The organism is Mesorhizobium sp. P2_E6 (assembly GCF_056403835.1).
Genome location: NZ_JBFUEQ010000003.1, coordinates 44,130 through 61,630, shown reverse-complemented (window position 1 = coordinate 61,630; position 17,501 = coordinate 44,130). Strand labels below are relative to the sequence as shown.

The following is a 17,501-nucleotide window of genomic DNA, read 5'->3' as shown; positions in this document are numbered from 1 at the left end:
ATCCGAACTCAGAAAGCCTGGATGCGCGGCATCCGGGCCCGACGAGACACGCCCTGACGAAACCCTTCAAAAGGAGAAGACCATGCAAGCAAGGATCAAGAATCCGGTGGTGCTCATTCCCGGATCCCTGCAGGCGCTGCTGGCGCTGGACAAGTCGACCGAAGCGGCCGAATTGCCCTATGTGACGCGCAAGCTCATCCATCTGCGCGCCAGCCAGATCAACGCCTGCAGCCTCTGCGTCGACATGCATGCGCGCGAGTTGAAGAAGGCCGGCGAAAAGGACGAGCGCATCTTTGCCCTCGCGGCTTGGCGGGAGACGCCGTACTTCACCGATGCCGAACGCGCAGCCCTGGCGCTGGCCGAGGCCGGCACACGGCTCGCCGACCGGCCCGACGCGGTGCCGGACGACGTCTGGGACGAGGCCGCCCGACATTACGATGAAAAGGCGCTCGCCGCCCTGGTCATCCAGATCGCCCTGATCAATGCCTTCAACCGGCTGAACGCTACGACACGGCAGATGGTCGGCGCCTGGGGCTAACCTTGTAGCAAAGGCGCGTCAGCCTTGGCCGCTACTGGCGCAACTCTGTGTTCTTGGCGCCTTCCTCGACCTGGTCGATCACCAGCAGTTTGACCGGACCATCGCCGATGTTGGTGGCCTGGTGCCATTGGCCGATCATTTCGATGATGAAATCTCCGGTCTTGTATGTGTTGCTGTTGCCGGTCTCGACATTGGTGACCTTCAGCGTCCCCGCCTGGACATAGGCGTAGCGCGGGAAGGGGTGTCTGTGCACCGGCAAGGTCGCACCCGGTGCAATGTCATAAGTCGACACCAGAACCTGCACGTTCTTCTGCGGCAGAGTAATCGGCTGGCCGGAAGCAGTCGTCGTGCGTGATGCCAGCGGTGTCACGACGACGGGCGTGCCGCTGCTGTCCAGCGCCAGGGCGGGGTGTGCAAATGACGCGACCGCCAGCAGCAATGCCGATGCCAAGATTTTCCGCATGTATCCTCCCAAAGCAACACATCTATCGCGCGGCGGCCCTCCGCGTGCAAGCAGGCCTTCTCGACGCGAGCGGCTTTCTCACGGCTCCATTGCCTTGAGCGCCGCCGGAACCGGATAGTGGGCGCTGTCGTAGCGTAGCCGGTAGGTCCGCTTCACGGATTTGCCTGGATGAGACTGGCACTCGCCATCCTTGTCGGGCAAGGGTTCGTCGGTATCCGCCTGCTCGAACGCTGTGATGTCGTGATAGCCGTGGTGGCTCGCCGTACTCATGGCCAGGCTGACCTGGCTGGAATGAAAGGATCCGGCGCAACTCGCGTCGCCTTCGCCGCCATGGCCGGCCACGGCTAGGCCGCCGAGCACCAAGCGCAGGGTGTCGCCGGCGACGGCATAGAGCCGCAGGCCGGTTTCGTCGAAAGGAGTGACCTGCGAATGGGTTGCCAGTTCGATGCGCAAGCCAAAGGCGGAGACATCGGGTGCCAACCGATAGCGACCGGTATCGAATTCGACCTTGCGGATGGCGATGGCGTCATCGGTCATCAGGCCGGGCTGGAGCAGGCGCTGGCGCACGCCCAGGCTCTTCCTGTCGACGACCAGAAGCTCAATATCGCCAACATGCCTGTCTTCGCTGGCTTCGACGCTGTCCATCAGCGGTACTGCGACCAGAAGCAGGTCATCATGCGCAGGCCAGATCTTGCAGACCAGGCCAACTGGGGTTTCGTAGTCCGTGAGCGTCAGGGGGATGCTGATATGGGGTTCGAGTGTTAGCGAAGCTCCGTCGACGCTCCTCTTGGCCTTGGGATAGGCCTGCTGCACCAGGGCGACAACATCGCCGCAATCGCCGGCGGCGGCCCAGACGGGCGACAGACTGGCCGCGGCGAGGCCGAGGAAGAGGGTGCGCAACACTGTTCGCATGGGATTCTCACGTCGCAGGACCGAGTTCGCTTGGAGATCCGCGTGTACCACAGTTGTTGCGTTTGGACGGGCCCGGATTTTGCAACGTTACCTTCATCAACAAGATCAGTCTCCGGCCCCCCCGGGTCGATGGAACGAAGCGTCTTATATTAGCCAGCAACGATATATTAACGGCTGTGATGCAACCTTTCCTCCATGGGGACGGGGAACACCCTCCTCATCGACGTTCCAACGCGCGCCCTTGGGGCCGCGGGACGCTCGACCAATGCGGGGAAAACGCATGAGTGTCGGAACAGCTCTGGAACAATTGCTGCGATTGATTCATCGCAGGGCAATGAAATTGGCCGCGTTGCCGGAGGATGAAAGGGATTTACACTACGATCTCATTCGCCGCTCATGTTGCGAAGCTGCCGAGAACGTTGGGCAAAGTCCCGACAAGGCAGCCATCACGGCAAACGATATGGTCGAATTTGTTCGCGCACTGGTCGGAATTATTGAAGTGGGTTGTGAATCGGACCAAGAGCAAAGCGCCGACCGCCCGCTGCCAGAACGCCATTTTGGGAGTCGGGAGACTGTCGCCACGCCTAGCGCCGCCGCTTCATTGGTGTCGCCAATTTGGCGTCCCAGGGGGGCCGCTGCCTCACGGTGACGGGCGTTTCTCATTTTTCGCTGGCGGCGCCTTCAGAGGTAGTTTGATGCGTTGTCACGTATGGAAAGACGCGACCAACGTCCCGTCCATCAAGATCTGGAGTTGGCTTGGCGCCACGCCTCGTATTCCCCGCGGGCATCGTCATGCAGGGGATAATATCGTTGCAAGGACCCGCCCTCCATGAGCTTCGCTCGTGAGAACTCCTCCCAATCGTGATGCTTCTGCGATTCATCGATCACTTTTGCGGCCATTGCCACGGGAAGCACCACCACCCCGTCGTCGTCGGCGACGATGATGTCGCCGGGGATCACCGTGACACCGCCACAGGCAATCGGAACGTTGACGGCATTGGGATAGATGCTGGTCTGCACATGATAATTTGGCGTCCAGCCGCGCAGCCATAGCGGCAGATCGAGCTTTTCGACATTGGGCCGGTCGCGCATGCATCCATCGATGACGATGCCCGCGCCGCCTCTGCCCTTGAAATACGTCGACATCATATCGCCGAAGACGCCAGAGCTCATGTCGCCACGCGCGTCGACCACGACCACGTCGCCCTCCTGCGCGTGATAGAGCACGTGCCGGTGCAGTTGCGTCTCCGGATCGGCATATTCTCCCTCGTTGAAGAGGTCCGGCCGCTGCGGCAGGAACTGTAGCGTCAGCGCCGGCCCGACGATCGACTTCCCGTGGTTTTGCGGCACGGGACCAACCATGTGCGGATTGCGGAAGCCCATGTGGCCAAGTGTGCCGGCAACCGTCGCGGCGCCGATTTCCCTTAGCGCGTCGATCAGGTCCTTAGGCGGTCGCGTAATGTCGGGGGTATGCGTCATTTTAGACTCCGGTGGATGGAACTACCAGTTGGTAACAGAACCGTCGCGGCGCTTAAGGTGAGGCGCTTCCCAAAAACGAAAGCTCTCCGCCTGGACTGCCTCTTCGTTGACCTCGACGCCGAGCCCCGGCAGGTCGCTGACCGGATAATTGGGGCCGTCGAGCCGTGGTTGCACGGGGAAGAAGTTGGAATTGTCGAAGCCCAGCTTTCTTTCGGGCGCCCTAGTCTCAAGCCATGCGAAGTTGGGTACCGCGGCAGCGAGATGCACGGTCGCGGCCGTGCACACTGGGCCAAGGGGATTGTGCGGCATCAGGTCCACATAGTGCGCCTCGCTCCAGCCAGCGACTTTCATCGCCTCGGTGAACCCGCCGACATTGCAGATATCGAGCCGGTTGAACTGATGGATGCCGCGCTCGATGTAGGGGAGGAACTGCCACTTGCTGGCAAATTCCTCGCCGATGGCAAAGGGGATGTCGGTCATCGTCCGCAGGGATTCGTAGGCCTCCGGTGTCTCGTCGCGTATCGGCTCCTCGAGGAAATCAAGCACGCCACGGCCGAGCTTGTTGCAGAAGCTGGCCGCCTCGGCCACCGACAGCCGATGGTGATAGTCGATGCCGAGGACGACGTCGTCGCCCAGTGCCTCGCGCGCCTTGTTCAGCATGCTCGCGGTAGCGCCGATAGATTCGCGAGGCTCGAAGATGTCCCTGCTGCTTTGCCCGACGGGGAAGAAGCGGATCGCCTGCCACCCCTGTGCGCGCAGTTCGCGGGCTCGTTCGATGGCAACATCGCCCTCGGCCTCGTCTCCGGTCGAGGCGAAGGTGGGGATGCGGTCGCGCTGCTTGCCGCCGAGCAGTTCGTACACCGGCACTCCAAGCGCCTTGCCCTTGATGTCGTGAAGGGCGATGTCGATGGCGGAAATCGCCGCCTGCAGAACGCGCCCGCCTTCGAAGTACTGGCTGCGATAGACTTCCTGCCAGATCCGCCCGATCTGCATGGGATCGCGGCCGATGAGAAACTCGCGATAGTGCTCGACCGCGCCGGCCACGGCCCTCTCGCGACCGCTCAAGCCGCTCTCGCCCCAGCCGAAAATGCCGTGATCGGTCTCGACCTTGACGAGTATCTGGTTGCGCGTTCCCACCCACACCGGATAGGGCTTGATCGCAGTGATCTTAAGCTTCGTAGTCATCCAAGCCCACGTCCCACAAGCATCCGCCCGGTCTCAATCGGCCTTGAGGGCCATTTCAGTTTCGCCGTCGAACAGATGCATGCGCTCCTGGTCGAACTCGAGCCAGATCTGCTCATCGGGCGCGACGGCAATGGTCGGCGGCACGCTGACATTGACGATTGCGCCGGACAGGAACGCCTGAACGAAGGTGACGTCTCCGGTCGGCTCCACCGTGTAGGCCTTTGCCGGGACGCTGCCTGGCACTGCACTCTTGTGGAGCTTGATCGTCGAGTGACGTGCGCCGAGCACGACTTTCTTGGTCGTTGCCCCCGCGACTTTGCGGGCGTTGCGCGGCGAGAGCCCAAGGGTCCAGCCCTCCGCGCTGGTCAGCACGGTGTTGCCGTTCGCTGTCGATGCCTGCAGAGGAATAAGGCTCATCGCCGGGCTGCCGATGAAGCTTGCGACGAACATGTTCATCGGATGGGCAAAGACCTGCGCCGGTGAATCGTATTGCTGCAGGAAGCCGCCGTTCATCACCGCCATCTTGTCGGCCATGGTCACCGCTTCGAGCTGGTCGTGCGTCACATAGATGATCGTCGCCTTGAGGTCCTGGTGGAAGCGCTTGATCTCCGACCGCATCTGCACGCGCAGCTTGGCATCGAGGTTGGAGAGCGGCTCGTCCATGAGGAACACGGCGGGGTCGCGGACGAGGGCACGGCCCAGGGCTACACGCTGCTGCTGCCCGCCGGAAAGTTCGCGGGGCTTGCGCTCGAGCAGGTGCGTCATGTCGAGCACTCGCGCCGCGTCCTTGACCTTTTTGTCGATCTCGTCCCTGGGCAATTTTCGCATCTGCAGGGGGAACGCCAGATTCTTATAGACCGATTTCTGCGGATAGAGCGCGTAGTTCTGGAACACCATTGCGATGTCCCGGTCCTTGGGGTCGAGGTCGTTGACCACCCGGTCGCCGATGACGATGTCGCCCGACGTGATCGGGATCAGCCCGGCGACGAGATTGAGCGTGGTTGTCTTGCCGCAGCCTGAAGGACCGACGAGCGCGACGAACTCGCCATCGTTGACCGTCAGCGAAACGTTGTTGACAGCTTTGAAGCCGCCATAGGTCTTGACGAGATCTTTGAGGACCACGTGGGCCATCGGCAACTCCCTAGTGTTTGACCGCGCCTTCTGTAAGGGCGCGTACGAAGTATCGCTGCAGGACGAGGAACAACACGACGACAGGCACGCTCATCATAAAGCTGGCCGCCATCAGGCCCGGAAAGTCCGTCGTGTTTTCCGAGAAGAAGCGCTGGATGCCGACCGGCAGGGTCAGCTGCTCGTTCTTGGAAAGGAAGGTGTAGGCGTAGATGTACTCGTTCCACGCGCCGATGAAGGAATAGATCGCGGTGGCGATGATCCCGGGCGTCGAAAGCGGCATCACGATCAGGATGAAGGCCTGGAACCGCGTTGCCCCGTCGATGCGCGCCGCCTGCTCGAGCTGCACCGGGATGTTGTCGTAGAAGCCCTTGAGCAGCCAGATCGCCAGCGGCAGGCCGAAAGTGAGATAGGTGAGGATCAGCGAGCCATGCGTGTTCACCAGCCCGAGCATGCGCATCAGTATGAACAGCGGCACGAGAAAGATCACAGCCGGGAACATGTTGCGCAGCAGCACGGCGAAGAACAGGAAGTTCCGGCCGGGGAAACGGAAGCGCGAAAACGCGTAGGCCGCCGGGACAGCCACGATCACCGAAAGGATTGTCGTGGCAGTCGACACGAAAAGGCTGTTCCAGAAGAAGCGCAGAAAGTCCTGGCCGACGCTGTTCTGCGGATCGAGCAGCTTCTGGTAGCTGGCAAGGGTAGGCTCGTCTGGCCACCATTGCGGCGGAAATTGCATCGCCGCGAAGCCGGACTTGATCGAAGTGAGCAGCATCCAGATCATCGGCAACGCGGTGTAAAGCAGCATGAACACAAGGAAGATGCGCCCGCCCCACCGCCATCCGTCGACGCGCATGCGGCGACGGGTCTGACCCCGAGAGGCTGTTTCGGCAATCGTGCTCATGCGCTCCCCTCTTTGCGTTCGTTGCCGCTTAGCGCACGGACATAGAAATAGCCCAGCGTCATCAGGATGAGGAACAGGAGCACCGAGTAGGCCGATGCCACGCCCCATAGCTGTCGTCCGAAGGCGAGCTCATAAATATGGGTGATCCAGATATGCGATGCGTTGGACGGCCCGCCGCCGGTCATGATCCAGGGGATGATGAAGGAATTGAAGTTGGCCACTGCGAGCAGCAGGATGGTCACCGTCGAGACGCTGCTCAGATGCGGGAAGGTAACGTGCCAGAAGCGTTGCCACGCACTGGCCCCGTCGACTTTTGCGGCGCTCAGCAGCTGTTCGGGGACCGTCTGCAGGCCAGCCATCATCATGATCATGGCAAACGGAAACTCGCGCCAGATATTGACGACGATCAGGGAGGGCAGCACCGTGCTGACGTTGTCGATGAAATTCGGCGGCCGGTCGGCCAATCCGAGACCGACCAGCACCGCACCGATGACCCCGAAGTCCGAATGGTAGATCCACTTCCAGATGTAGGAAGCGGCGACCGCGCTGATAACCCAGGGAATGATCAGGATAGCGCGCAGGACGCCGCGGCCGATAAAGTCGCGGTGGAGCGCCAGCGCGGAGCCAAACCCCAGGACGAAGGAGATGAAAGTCGATGCCAGTGTCCAGATCATAGTGTTCCAGGTGACTTTCCAGAACACCGGACTGGTGAGGATGTTCGTGTAGTTGTCGAAGCCGACGTAGATCTTGTCGCGCAGCTGTAGGCCTGGCGGCGTCTTAAAAAACGACAGCTCGATTGTGTAATAGATCGGATAGGCGATGACGATGAGCATCACGGCGATCGCCGGGAGCACGTAGGCGTAATCGGCGCGATGCTCCCATACCCTCCGCAGCACGCCGGACCTACCGGATTGCAATCTTCGGCGAGCCTCGGCCTTACCGGTCACGATCGTCACTATGGCGCGCCCTTATTTTCCTTGGAACGAACCGGCTGCACCGTCGGTGCAGGCCGGTCGAATCGTAAGCCAGGTTCAAACTAGAGTTTGCCTTCCACCAGGCTCTTCACCTTTTCAGCCGCGTCGTCCGCTGCCTGATCGACGGTCATCGCTCCGGTCAGGGCATTCTGCAGCATGTCCGGGACGATGATGTTCATGATCTCGGGAGACTGCGGCAGCGCTGGAAACGGGATGCCGTATGGCAGCATCGACGTCGTGACATCGAGGAACTTGATGCTGTCCAGACGTTCCTTCATCCATTTGGTCTTGAAGCCGTTGAGGTTGCCCGGGTTCGACCCGGCGTAGGCCATCTTCAGCGACCATTCAGGGCTCGTCCACATGCAGATGATGGCCTTTGCAGCCGGCTCGTCCACCTTGCCGCCCTCGACATATTCGGGCTTCAGGATGTGAATGTTCGAGCCGCCGAATACAACGGCGCGCTTGCCGTCTGGGCCAGTCGGAATCAGCCCGTAGCGCATGTTGTCGATGACGGTCTGCGCCTTGTCCTTGTCGGTGCCCGTCGCCTTTTTCTGCAAGTCTAGCATGACGTTGTAGTCGGACGGGTGCGAGACCATCATGCCGAGTTGGCCGGCGAGGAACAGCGGCTGGTTATCGGCCTGCTGGTTGGTGAGTGCCGACACCGGAACCGACTTGTCGCGAACATACATATCGTACGAGGCTTGCAGCGCCGCCTTGCTCTGGGGACTATTGAGTTCGACCTCCTTGTAGGTCGGGTTTGCGGTGGCTTCGTCGAAGACGCCGCCGCCGTAGGCCCACAGCTGCGGCATGAACCGGTACGGCGTGTTGCCGGCATTCTTGCGAGCCACGAGGCCGTAACCGGAAATGCCGAGCTTGTCGTGGATCTGCTTGGAATATTTGACCACGTCGTCCCAGGTCGCCGGAGCCTTGTCCGGATCAAGGCCGGCACGCTTGAAGACGTCGGCGTTCCAGATGAACGCCATCGTCTCGTTGTTGGTTGGAATGCCGTAGGTCACCCCGTCCCAGGTCACCGCCTTCATGGCGCCGGGCCAGAAATCCTCGGTCGAATACCCCACATCCTCGGGCTTGAGCGGCTGCAGATAGCCCTTTGCGGCGAACTCGGTACCACCCAGGATTTGCAGTCGGACCGCCATCGGCGCGGCATTGCCCAGGAGCGCCGTCCGGAACTTGTCAAGAAGGTCGTTGTAGGTGAGGGCCTGTTCCTCAAGCTGGATGTTTGGATAGGTCTTGCGGAAGGTCTCGAAGAATTCCTTGTAGTACTGGCGCAGGAGGTCGGGATCGCCCTCGAACACGCCCTGATACCAGAAAGTCAGTCGCCCCTTGTAGTCGAGCGGGGTGACTTTGCCGCAATCGGCCGCCGTATCAAAATCCTGTGTGCCCGCAATGGAACGCACATATTCCGGCGACCACTTGCTCAAATCGACCGGCGGCGCACCCAGCGCCGATGCGGACAGCGATACCACTAAAGCAGTGGAGACAGTGCCGCGCAGGACGGCACCGCCGAGTGTAATCCTCGTCATAGGTATCCTCCAGGTTCTCTCCCATGCCGCTTTGCTTCGAGGCAAGCGGTCCATGCTCGTTCGATCGCGGAACGTCTTCCTGTTCTGTGTATCCCTTCGAGCACTTTGTACGTTTTCAGATCATGGATTGTCTGTCAACGCGATAAATCGTACATTGTTTATGGAAACCGTGCGTGATATCGATCAAAGTGTGTATTGAATTGGGGAGCCGGCCTTGGCCGAAACAAGCGATTTCAAAGCAGAGCCACCCGCGGGGATTGATCCCATCGGGGCCTCCAGCGAGGGCGCCTCGCTTTATGAACTGATCAGGGAAGACATCATTGAGGGGCGCCTCGCAGCCAACGAGCGGCTTGTGGTGACCGATCTCGCCCGGCGCCACGGCACCTCGACCAACCCCGTGCGAGAGGCTCTGCAGCTGTTGCGCGGGGAGGGCTTCGTCACTTTTGTCGCCAACCGCGGGGCGCGAGTCCGGCCCATAGATCAGGATTTTGTCCGCGATATCTACGAGATCGGAGTCCTGATCGAGCCAGCCCTGACGCGATGGTTTGTGAATATGGCGACCGTCGAAGACATAGCCGAACTCGAACGTATCCAAGGTCTGATTGAAGAGAACAACTTTGCCGACACGTTCAGGCACAGTGAGCTGGATACCGCCTTTCATACCGTGATGTACCAGCGGCACTATAACCGCCATGCCGCCGAGCTTTGGTGGAAGCATCGCGAGGTGCTGCGGGCCGTGAGCCGGCGATTCAATTTCACCCTCGCACGGCGCGCCGCAATCCTTCGCGAGCATCGCGAACTCATCGCACTCGTGAAGGCGGGAGAGGCAGACAAGGCCGCCGACCTCATTTCCCGCCATGTCGAGGGTTCCGGCCGGCATGTTCTCGAACAGATGCGTGCGCGCAACGCCGCTCGGGCCGGATAGACTCTCCGATCTGGAACATCGTTAGCCTGACAATCAGATAAAGGTAGTTGAGAGATGAAAATCACGAGCGTTCGGCCGTGGCTGATCAAGTCCGATGCTTCATATTGGGGAGAGTACCTGTTCGTCGAAGTGACGACCGATGAGGGGGTGAGCGGCTGGGGAGAGATCACAACCACCACCAGGCTCGCCAACCGCGCTCTCTGCACGATCCTTCGGCAGATCGGCATCGCAGTAACCGGCGAGGATCCGGCGCGGATCGAGCACCTGTGGCACAAGATTTTCCGCAGCTTCACCTATATGGGCAGCCGCGGCGCTGCCGTCGAATGCGTGAGCGCCATCGACATCGCCCTCTGGGACATCCGGGGCAAAGTTCTTGGCAAGCCGATTTACGAATTGCTGGGCGGACCGGTACGCGATGAAATCGCGCTCTACACCCATCCCAACCAGGCCAAATTTACCAGCAAGGAGGCCGTGGTCCGCGAAATTCGAGACATCGTCGAATCCGGACACACCGGGCTCAAGTTTGATCCTTTCCCCCATCAGGGGCGCACCGCCGATGGCCTGTCCCGCGAACAGCGGGACGGCTACCTCGACGGCAGCATGACCCGCAAGGACGAGCGCGAAGCGGCCGAACTGACGGCGCTGATCCGCGAAACGGCGGGACCCGATGTCGACATCCTGATCGACGCGCATGGCCGCTTCGACGTTCCCACCGCCATTCGCCTGTGCCGGAGCCTTGAGGAAGCCGGCCAGATCGACTGGTTTGAGGAGCCTTGCCCGCCAGAGAGCCTCAATGCCCTCAAGCAGGTGCGTGAAAAGGTCAGTGCCGCTATCTCGTGGGGCGAGCGCGGCCACACGAAGTGGGATTTCGTGCCGGTGCTCGAGAACAAGCTCGCTGACTACATCATGCCGGACGTCACCTGGACCGGCGGCATTACCGAACTGAAGAAGATTTCCGCCCTGTGCGAAGCCTATTACATCCCGGTCTCGCCGCACGACGCCGCGGGGCCGATTAACGTGGTTGCGGGAGCGCAGGTGATGATGACGGTGCCTAACTTCTACAAACTCGAAACGTCGGAGTGGAACCTGGGCAAATACGATCACCTCATTGACAGACCGCTCGACGTCACGAACGGCAGCCTCAAGCTGACATCGAAGCCTGGTCTCGGCGTTGAGATGAACCGCGACTACCTTCAGGCCAACGAAATCGAGCTGGGCTAAGCAACGCTCCATGCCGCCCCGGCGTGCTTTCGACAAACCCCGCCGACCAGAATGAGGATAAGTCATGCCAAAGACAGGTGGAGCCGACGGGGCGCTCAATCGGGTGAACACGAATTCCAGGCCCAGCGACCTGCGCATCACCGACCTGCGCGTCGCCGAAATCGTCGGCGCGCCGTTCACCTCGGCGCTCGTTAAGATCTACACCAACCAGGGTATTGTCGGCCTGGGCGAGGTGCGCGACGGCGCCAGCGCGACCTATGCGCTGATGCTGAAAAGTAGGTTGCTTGGCGAGAACCCTTGCGACATCGATCGACTGTTCCGCCGCATCAAGCAATTTGGCGGTCACGGGCGGCAGGGTGGTGGTGTCTCGGCAATCGAGATCGCTCTCTGGGACCTCGCCGGCAAGGCCTACGGCGTGCCGATCTACCAGATGCTTGGAGGACGGTTCCGCGACAAGGTGCGAGTCTATTGCGACACCGACGCGGAGAAGCCCAGCGGCACCGAGACCGGAAGGCGGCTCAAGGCGCGGATGGACCTCGGTTTCACCTTCCTCAAGATGGACCTCGGGCTGGCGCAGATCTCCCACATCCCAGGCGCGGTCGTCGCGCCTGCCGGCGTGCTCGACGGTTTCCGCACGCATGCCGGCCGCGGGCGAGGAGGCACGCTGGACGAGCGCCGGGCGCGTAATGCCGCTTACGACGCGCAGAACGTGCCGCATCCCTTCACCGGCCTCCACTTCACCGAAAAGGGCATCGACCTGCTCGATCAATATATCCACGAGGTCCGCGAGGTGATCGGCTATGAGATTCCGCTCGCCATCGACCATGTCGGCCACGTCTCGCTGCAGGACGGCATCCGTCTCGCCCGGCGGATCGAGAAATACGCACCAGCCTGGCTCGAAGACGTGATCCCCTGGCAGTACACCGACCAGTATCGGCGGTTGCAGGAGGCAACGTCCGTGCCGATTTGCACGGGTGAGGACATCTACCTCAAGGAAGGCTTCGAGCCGCTGCTCAACTCAGGCATTTCGGTCATCCATCCGGACTTGCTTACCACCGGCGGCATCCTCGAGACCAAGAAGATCGGCGACGCGGCGCTGGACCACGGCGTCGCCATGGCCATTCACATGGCGGAAAGCCCGATCGCGGCAATGGCCGCCGCGCATGTCGCGGTGGCCACGGAAAACTTCATGGCGCTCGAATATCACAGCGTGGAAGTGGACTGGTGGGACGACATCGTCACCGGCTTGCCCAAGCCGCTGGTCAAGGACGGGTTCATTACAGTGCCCGACAAGCCGGGCCTGGGCATCGACGACGTGGTCGATGAAGTCATCAGCCAACACCTGCAGCCCGGTGTCACAGGGATATGGCAATCCACCGAGCAATGGGACAATGAACATAGCTGGGACCGGACCTGGAGTTAGCCCAGACCCCATACCCACATTCCCCCCCCAGGCTCACAGGGCCAACGACGGACCATTCGTGTCGACCTCCTCCCAAGGGAGAGGCGAAGAAAGAAACGGACGAAACCATGATCTACGAACTGCGTATCTATGACTGCCTGCCGGGCAGGCTGCCGGCTTTGCTCAAGCGCTTTTCCGACCAAACGCTGGCCATCTGGGAGAGGCATGGCATCCGCCAAGCCGGGTTTTTCACCACGGCTATCGGCGAAAACAGCAATCGCCTCACCTATTTCCTCGCCTGGGAATCGCTGGCCGAGCGTGAGGTGAAATGGGCGGCTTTCGTCGCCGATCCGGGATGGCACGGGGCTCGGGACGAGTCTGAGCGCGACGGGCAGATCATTGCTAATATCAGCAGCCAGCTGCTCACGCCGACAGCTTTCTCGTCTGTGAAATAGGACTGCGCCATGAAGATCACCGACCTGCGCTGCGCCGTCATCGGCAAGCACCCCATCGTCCGCATCGTCACCGATGAAGGTCTCTATGGCCTTGGCGAGGTTGAGTACACCAAGCCCTATCTCAAGCCCTGGGTGCTGCATTTTCGCGACGCGCTGATCGGCGAGGACCCGACCGACGTCGAACGCTGCATGCTGAAGATCCGCCAGCGCGGCTCGTTCAAGCCCTATGGCGCCGCTGTCTCTGCAATCGAGCATGCCTTGTGGGACATCGCCGGCAAGGCGGCAGGCATTCCGGTCTACAAATTGCTCGGCGGCAAGGTCCGCGACAAGGTGCGGGTCTATAACGGCTCCATCCGCAAAAAAAGGACCGGCGACAGGCCCGAGGACTATGCGGCGGATGTCAAATGGATGATGGAGCAGCCGCAGAACTTCTTCATGGTGAAGCAGGGCATCAGCTTCCACTCCAACATGAAGACGAGCGTACCCGACTTCCATTACGGCGTCCGGCAGCCGCCGACCTATCACGGCGCGATGGACCAGGGGCAGATCAGCGAGCGCGGCATGGCGCATATGATCGACTGCGTCATCGCCATGAAGGAAGTGCTCGGCGACAAGGTTTCGCTCGCACTGGATTGCGGCCCCGGCTGGTTCCTGCCCGACGCCATCCGCTTCGCGCAGGCGGTGGAAAAATACAATCTGATGTGGCTCGAGGACATGCTGACGGGCGACTATGTGCCGTGGGTCAATCCGCAGGCTTATCGTGAACTCACCACATCCACCTCCACGCCCATCCACACGGGAGAGCAGATCTACCTGCGTCACAACTTCAAGGAACTGATCGAAACGCAGGCGGTCCGTATCATCGGTCCGGATCCCGCCGATATAGGAGGCATCGCCGAGCTCAAATGGGTGGCCGAGCACGCCTATATGCACTCGATCCTGATGGCGCCGCACGGCACCGCGAATGGCCTCCTCGGCCTCGGCGCGCTGATCAATGTCTGCGCCACCTTGCCCGCCAACTACATCGCCTTCGAATATCCGAGCGCCTCCGACCCTTGGTGGGAGGACATCGTCATTGGCCTGCCTAAGCAGATTGTGAAGGATTCGATGATTGATCTGCTAGAAGCCCCCGGGCTTGGTCTCGACATCGACGCCAAGGCCGCCAAGAAGTATCTGCTGGAAGAGGACGCCGGGTTCTTCGACTGAACCACCCCGATTGAGCGAGACCGCGCCTTGCGTGGCCGCCATGCCTTCCGAAGCCGCTGACATACTCGTCAAAGTCCTTGATCAGGACATCAACTATCGCTGCGGCACGAGGCTTACCATTTGCCTCGTCAGTACCGTCAATAAATGTGCCATCGAGCCGGGGAAAATCGTCCTGACGCCCGGTGTCCTTTTTGGGCCCAATCTGGTCAGCTGTGGACTCATAGGAATCCACGCCGGTTTTTGTAACGTCCGCCGACCTTCTGTCTGAGATATTAATCACATAATCTAAAACATCACAACAGTGTTAGCGCCGTCTATCGACAGGTCAGGCTATTCGGAACAGGCGTTACTGTTACAGCGCGGTTCGCGCGTCGACAGGCGGCCTGTCGAGTTTATCGTGCGGCAGCACGTCTGGCTGCGCCCATTGCCTGCGGGCCCCTTCGGAGAGGACAAGGCCATGGCCGGGGCGCTCGGGGGCCTGAATCCATCCATCGACGATTGCCATAGGCTCATCGACAAGATGGTTCAGATTCTGGAAGGAATATTCGAGCCACTCGACTTCGGGCAGGGCGCAGGCCATGTGCACCCCTATTTCAAGAAACGTATTGCCGAGGGTCACCGGGATGCCGAGTTCAGCCGCCAGCCAGCCGATGCGCATCACGTCGGTCACCTGTCCATGAACATTCAGCATGTCGGTCGCCCCGGCCTGCATCAACAGGCGCTTGCCGGCGGCATCGAGATATTCGCCTGAATTGATCATGGTTTCGGGGGTTACCGCCTTGAGCATTCGAAGGCCTTCGAAGTCATGGCGCAGAATCGGATCCTCAACCCACAGGAGTTCATAGCCAAGGTTATGAATTTTATGGATTTTTACCGATGCTTCCTTTGCGCCCCAAGCCTCGTTTGCATCGATCATGATCGATGCGCCCGGCCGCACCGTGTTTCTCAACAGCTCCAGCCGGGACAAGTCGCGGTCGAAATCGGGGTGCCCCACCTTGATCTTGAACGCGCGGTACCCGAGGGCGTCGGCATGGGCAAAAAACGCTTGGAACTCATCGTCGCCAAGGTGGAAATCGAGACCTGAGGCATAGGCTCTCACGCGCTTGCGGCGGCTTCCCAGCAGGCTGTGCAACGGTAGGCCGGCCTGCTTGGCGCTCAGATCCCACAAGGCAACCTGAAGGGCTTCTTCGAAAGGCAAGCCGAAGAGGCGTCGGTTGCCGCCGCGGGGCCGCTGGACCCGGTGCACGAGCGCCAGCGGCGCCTGTCCGACAAGACCGGGCCAGACCTCTTCCTCAAAAACGCGGACGATCTCCGCCTGGGCGGGTAAAGGGTGAAACAAGCTCTGCACAAAGCCCAGTCCAATTTGGCCGTCCTCGCCAACGAGCTCGAGCGCGGCTACATGCACCGCATCGATACGCACCTGACTGTCACCTATGATACGGTCACGAGCGAATTGATAACGAGTGATGCGGTATTCTGCGATGCGCATATTAAAGTCTCTATATCTGATATTCCAGAATGTTGTTTAGATATTTCAGATTCAGAGGGGTGAAGCAAGTGGCTGAGCGCGAAAGGGAGCCCGACGGAAACGACGGAGCGGCACCGGGCCAACGCCTTGGCGATCGTGCCTACACGCGAATTCTCGAAACGCTGTTTGAGCGAAAGATCCCCGCAGGGGCCTTTCTGTCGCAAGGCGATCTCGTCAAAATGCTCCAGATCCCGGTTGCGCCTCTTCGCGATGCACTCAAGCTGCTCGAGGCGGAGGGGATCGTCATCATCCACTCGCGGTCGGGCATCCAGTTCGTGAAGCCCGGATTCGAATTGACCAGATCGACCTATCAGTTTCGCAGCATTCTGGAACGGGCGGCGACAGGTGTTTACGCGCAAACCGCCGAAGAGGCGGAATTGGCGGAACTGGAACGACGACATCTGTCGACCATCGAAGAGATCGAGCGCACCGGGCTCACCGACCATGTCAGAGCCGACCTCGAGGAACTCGAGACCTTGCTGCATCACTCCATCATTGCCAGCCTGAACAATCCATTGATCGAGAGTTCTTACAAGCGGCTGCACAACTACGTTCGGCTGATCCGGCTGGACAGAAAAGTCACCGTGCCACTCGTGCTGCAATCCCTGCGCGAGCACATGCAGGTCATCTTGGCATGCAAGGCACGTGACCCGGAGGCAGCAGCAGCGGCGATGCAGGCGCATCTGGCATCGGCCCTGCAGCGGGGCCTGGGGCTTTACTACGGTTACTAGGCTCAGGACCCTGACGCGTCAGGCAACGGAGCGCGACCGTTTGATGCCACGAGGCGTTTCGCCGATCTCGCGCCGCATCCAATGGGAAAGGTGGGATTGGTGAGCGAAGCCCGTCAGATGCGCCACCTCGCTGATGCTGAAGTCGCCTGCCAACAGCAACAAACGCGCCCTTTCGACCCGGCGACGAAGCACATAGCGATGAACGGTCAGTCCCGTCGCAGCTTTGAACCAGGTTCTCAGGTGTGAATTGCTGACCCCAGCGACCCTGCTCAATGTTTCCAGGGACAGCGGGGTTTGGATTTGGGCTTCGATGAAGTCGACTACACGCTTTAGTTGGATCTCGGACAAACGGCTCGCTCGCTCGGTCTCCTTTTCATCAAGACCCAGCAGGCGAACCGCCAGCGCAACGCCGATGCTATCCGCGAACAGCGATCCGCTCGGTGTGCCTGAGCGGAAATCGTTCTCGAGCGCGCGCGCGAGATGCTCAATCCGTTCGTCACGGAGAAGGTGACGCGTCTCAAGCCGTCGAAGGCTTGCCGAACCCAGTTCCGCTGCGACGTTCTCCATCAAGGCTGGTGAGAGGCTGAGTTCAATGGTGTTGAACCGCGTCTCGGCTTCAAATCCTCCTTCCTCTCCCGCGGGTACGAGATCGATATCGCCGGCGCGTCGTACGAAATACTTCCCAACCTGGCTGCAATAGGAACGCGTCGCTGCGCTTGCGTGGACGAAGACGCGGTGCCGATGGGCTTGGGGCAATTGGAAGCTGCCGGCCTCAACCTGCAATGCCGCGATGGTAACGGCGTTGGCCGCGGACGAAGCAAACTGTCGATGCATGGGCGGCCTCAACGATTGGCGAAACATGCTGAACATTTGGCGAATGCCGCGCGATTTTCAATGCGTTGCCTGGCT

General features: G+C 60.6%; 18 protein-coding genes. 8 read left to right on the top strand and 10 right to left on the bottom strand.

Features of this window, described 5'->3' with window-relative positions; all coding sequences use genetic code 11:
• Nucleotides 1-82: 82 nt before the first annotated feature.
• Nucleotides 83-538 (top strand): carboxymuconolactone decarboxylase family protein, encoded by a 456-nt coding sequence (locus tag AC1D08_RS08210; RefSeq protein ID WP_457153147.1) that lies wholly within the window; start codon nucleotides 83-85, stop codon nucleotides 536-538.
• 31 nt (nucleotides 539-569) lie between these two features.
• Here AC1D08_RS08210 and AC1D08_RS08205 read toward each other — a convergent pair whose 3' ends face one another.
• Complete coding sequence (locus AC1D08_RS08205) at nucleotides 570-1,001, bottom strand: cupin domain-containing protein (RefSeq protein ID WP_457153148.1); 432 nt, start codon at nucleotides 999-1,001, stop codon at nucleotides 570-572.
• Between the two features lie 78 nt (nucleotides 1,002-1,079).
• Entirely contained in the window at nucleotides 1,080-1,913 is an 834-nt protein-coding gene (locus tag AC1D08_RS08200) for a PA3715 family protein (protein WP_477422932.1), read from the bottom strand.
• A gap of 280 nt (nucleotides 1,914-2,193) precedes the next feature.
• Here AC1D08_RS08200 and AC1D08_RS08195 point away from each other — a divergent pair, with 280 nt between their 5' ends.
• Nucleotides 2,194-2,562 carry a hypothetical protein gene (locus AC1D08_RS08195; RefSeq protein WP_477394729.1) on the top strand — a complete coding sequence of 123 codons (369 nt, stop codon included), beginning with the start codon at nucleotides 2,194-2,196 and terminating at the stop codon, nucleotides 2,560-2,562.
• 89 nt (nucleotides 2,563-2,651) lie between these two features.
• Here AC1D08_RS08195 and AC1D08_RS08190 read toward each other — a convergent pair whose 3' ends face one another.
• From AC1D08_RS08190 to AC1D08_RS08165, 6 genes are all read right to left on the bottom strand, one after another.
• Entirely contained in the window at nucleotides 2,652-3,392 is a 741-nt protein-coding gene (locus AC1D08_RS08190) for a ribonuclease activity regulator RraA (protein ID WP_457154462.1), read from the bottom strand.
• A gap of 21 nt (nucleotides 3,393-3,413) precedes the next feature.
• The gene (locus AC1D08_RS08185) at nucleotides 3,414-4,577 is read right to left on the bottom strand and encodes a mandelate racemase/muconate lactonizing enzyme family protein (protein WP_477422930.1); all 1,164 of its coding nucleotides are present in this window, start codon (nucleotides 4,575-4,577) and stop codon (nucleotides 3,414-3,416) included.
• 33 nt (nucleotides 4,578-4,610) lie between these two features.
• Nucleotides 4,611-5,708, bottom strand: a complete 1,098-nt coding sequence (locus AC1D08_RS08180; RefSeq protein WP_457154464.1) for an ABC transporter ATP-binding protein — start codon at nucleotides 5,706-5,708, stop codon at nucleotides 4,611-4,613.
• 10 nt (nucleotides 5,709-5,718) lie between these two features.
• Entirely contained in the window at nucleotides 5,719-6,609 is an 891-nt protein-coding gene (locus AC1D08_RS08175; RefSeq protein ID WP_477304304.1) for a carbohydrate ABC transporter permease, read from the bottom strand.
• On the bottom strand, nucleotides 6,606-7,565 hold the full coding sequence (locus AC1D08_RS08170) for a carbohydrate ABC transporter permease (RefSeq protein ID WP_457153281.1): 960 nt from the start codon (nucleotides 7,563-7,565) through the stop codon (nucleotides 6,606-6,608). Before AC1D08_RS08170 ends, AC1D08_RS08175 begins: the two co-directional genes overlap by 4 nt.
• A gap of 80 nt (nucleotides 7,566-7,645) precedes the next feature.
• Nucleotides 7,646-9,124: an ABC transporter substrate-binding protein gene (locus AC1D08_RS08165; protein WP_095087549.1), complete on the bottom strand. Its 1,479-nt coding sequence runs from the start codon at nucleotides 9,122-9,124 to the stop codon at nucleotides 7,646-7,648.
• Between the two features lie 214 nt (nucleotides 9,125-9,338).
• On the opposite strand from AC1D08_RS08165, the gene AC1D08_RS08160 reads away from it, so the two are divergent.
• From AC1D08_RS08160 to AC1D08_RS08140, 5 genes are all read left to right on the top strand, one after another.
• Complete coding sequence (locus tag AC1D08_RS08160; RefSeq protein ID WP_477227464.1) at nucleotides 9,339-10,049, top strand: GntR family transcriptional regulator; 711 nt, start codon at nucleotides 9,339-9,341, stop codon at nucleotides 10,047-10,049.
• Nucleotides 10,050-10,103: 54 nt separating this feature from the next.
• Nucleotides 10,104-11,270 carry a mandelate racemase/muconate lactonizing enzyme family protein gene (locus AC1D08_RS08155; RefSeq protein WP_457153279.1) on the top strand — a complete coding sequence of 389 codons (1,167 nt, stop codon included), beginning with the start codon at nucleotides 10,104-10,106 and terminating at the stop codon, nucleotides 11,268-11,270.
• 64 nt (nucleotides 11,271-11,334) lie between these two features.
• A complete protein-coding gene (locus AC1D08_RS08150) occupies nucleotides 11,335-12,693 on the top strand; it encodes a mandelate racemase/muconate lactonizing enzyme family protein (RefSeq protein ID WP_457153278.1) in 1,359 nt (452 codons plus the stop codon).
• Nucleotides 12,694-12,800: 107 nt separating this feature from the next.
• Nucleotides 12,801-13,127, top strand: coding sequence for an NIPSNAP family protein (locus AC1D08_RS08145; protein ID WP_457153277.1), 327 nt, complete (start codon nucleotides 12,801-12,803; stop codon nucleotides 13,125-13,127).
• A 9-nt stretch (nucleotides 13,128-13,136) separates the two neighbouring features.
• Complete coding sequence (locus tag AC1D08_RS08140) at nucleotides 13,137-14,333, top strand: mandelate racemase/muconate lactonizing enzyme family protein (protein WP_477422928.1); 1,197 nt, start codon at nucleotides 13,137-13,139, stop codon at nucleotides 14,331-14,333.
• Between the two features lie 352 nt (nucleotides 14,334-14,685).
• Here AC1D08_RS08140 and AC1D08_RS08135 read toward each other — a convergent pair whose 3' ends face one another.
• A complete protein-coding gene (locus AC1D08_RS08135) occupies nucleotides 14,686-15,822 on the bottom strand; it encodes a mandelate racemase/muconate lactonizing enzyme family protein (protein ID WP_477422926.1) in 1,137 nt (378 codons plus the stop codon).
• 68 nt (nucleotides 15,823-15,890) lie between these two features.
• On the opposite strand from AC1D08_RS08135, the gene AC1D08_RS08130 reads away from it, so the two are divergent.
• On the top strand, nucleotides 15,891-16,592 hold the full coding sequence (locus AC1D08_RS08130) for a GntR family transcriptional regulator (RefSeq protein WP_457154757.1): 702 nt from the start codon (nucleotides 15,891-15,893) through the stop codon (nucleotides 16,590-16,592).
• Nucleotides 16,593-16,610: 18 nt separating this feature from the next.
• Here the strand turns inward: AC1D08_RS08130 and AC1D08_RS08125 are convergent, their stop codons facing one another.
• Nucleotides 16,611-17,426, bottom strand: coding sequence for a helix-turn-helix domain-containing protein (locus AC1D08_RS08125; protein WP_477422924.1), 816 nt, complete (start codon nucleotides 17,424-17,426; stop codon nucleotides 16,611-16,613).
• Nucleotides 17,427-17,501: the final 75 nt, after the last annotated feature.

Excerpts from the sequence above, each read along its gene's own strand:
- AC1D08_RS08200 (WP_477422932.1), bottom strand. The coding sequence starts at position 1,913 with ATGCGAACAGTGTTGCGCACCCTCTTCCTCGGCCTCGCCGCGGCCAGT.
- AC1D08_RS08195 (WP_477394729.1), top strand. The coding sequence starts at position 2,194 with ATGAGTGTCGGAACAGCTCTGGAACAATTGCTGCGATTGATTCATCGC.
- AC1D08_RS08140 (WP_477422928.1), top strand. The coding sequence starts at position 13,137 with ATGAAGATCACCGACCTGCGCTGCGCCGTCATCGGCAAGCACCCCATC.
- AC1D08_RS08190 (WP_457154462.1), bottom strand. The coding sequence starts at position 3,392 with ATGACGCATACCCCCGACATTACGCGACCGCCTAAGGACCTGATCGAC.
- AC1D08_RS08180 (WP_457154464.1), bottom strand. The coding sequence starts at position 5,708 with ATGGCCCACGTGGTCCTCAAAGATCTCGTCAAGACCTATGGCGGCTTC.
- AC1D08_RS08155 (WP_457153279.1), top strand. The coding sequence starts at position 10,104 with ATGAAAATCACGAGCGTTCGGCCGTGGCTGATCAAGTCCGATGCTTCA.
- AC1D08_RS08135 (WP_477422926.1), bottom strand. The coding sequence starts at position 15,822 with ATGCGCATCGCAGAATACCGCATCACTCGTTATCAATTCGCTCGTGAC.
- AC1D08_RS08125 (WP_477422924.1), bottom strand. The coding sequence starts at position 17,426 with ATGCATCGACAGTTTGCTTCGTCCGCGGCCAACGCCGTTACCATCGCG.
- AC1D08_RS08165 (WP_095087549.1), bottom strand. The coding sequence starts at position 9,124 with ATGACGAGGATTACACTCGGCGGTGCCGTCCTGCGCGGCACTGTCTCC.
- AC1D08_RS08210 (WP_457153147.1), top strand. The coding sequence starts at position 83 with ATGCAAGCAAGGATCAAGAATCCGGTGGTGCTCATTCCCGGATCCCTG.
- AC1D08_RS08175 (WP_477304304.1), bottom strand. The coding sequence starts at position 6,609 with ATGAGCACGATTGCCGAAACAGCCTCTCGGGGTCAGACCCGTCGCCGC.
- AC1D08_RS08145 (WP_457153277.1), top strand. The coding sequence starts at position 12,801 with ATGATCTACGAACTGCGTATCTATGACTGCCTGCCGGGCAGGCTGCCG.
- AC1D08_RS08185 (WP_477422930.1), bottom strand. The coding sequence starts at position 4,577 with ATGACTACGAAGCTTAAGATCACTGCGATCAAGCCCTATCCGGTGTGG.
- AC1D08_RS08150 (WP_457153278.1), top strand. The coding sequence starts at position 11,335 with ATGCCAAAGACAGGTGGAGCCGACGGGGCGCTCAATCGGGTGAACACG.
- AC1D08_RS08205 (WP_457153148.1), bottom strand. The coding sequence starts at position 1,001 with ATGCGGAAAATCTTGGCATCGGCATTGCTGCTGGCGGTCGCGTCATTT.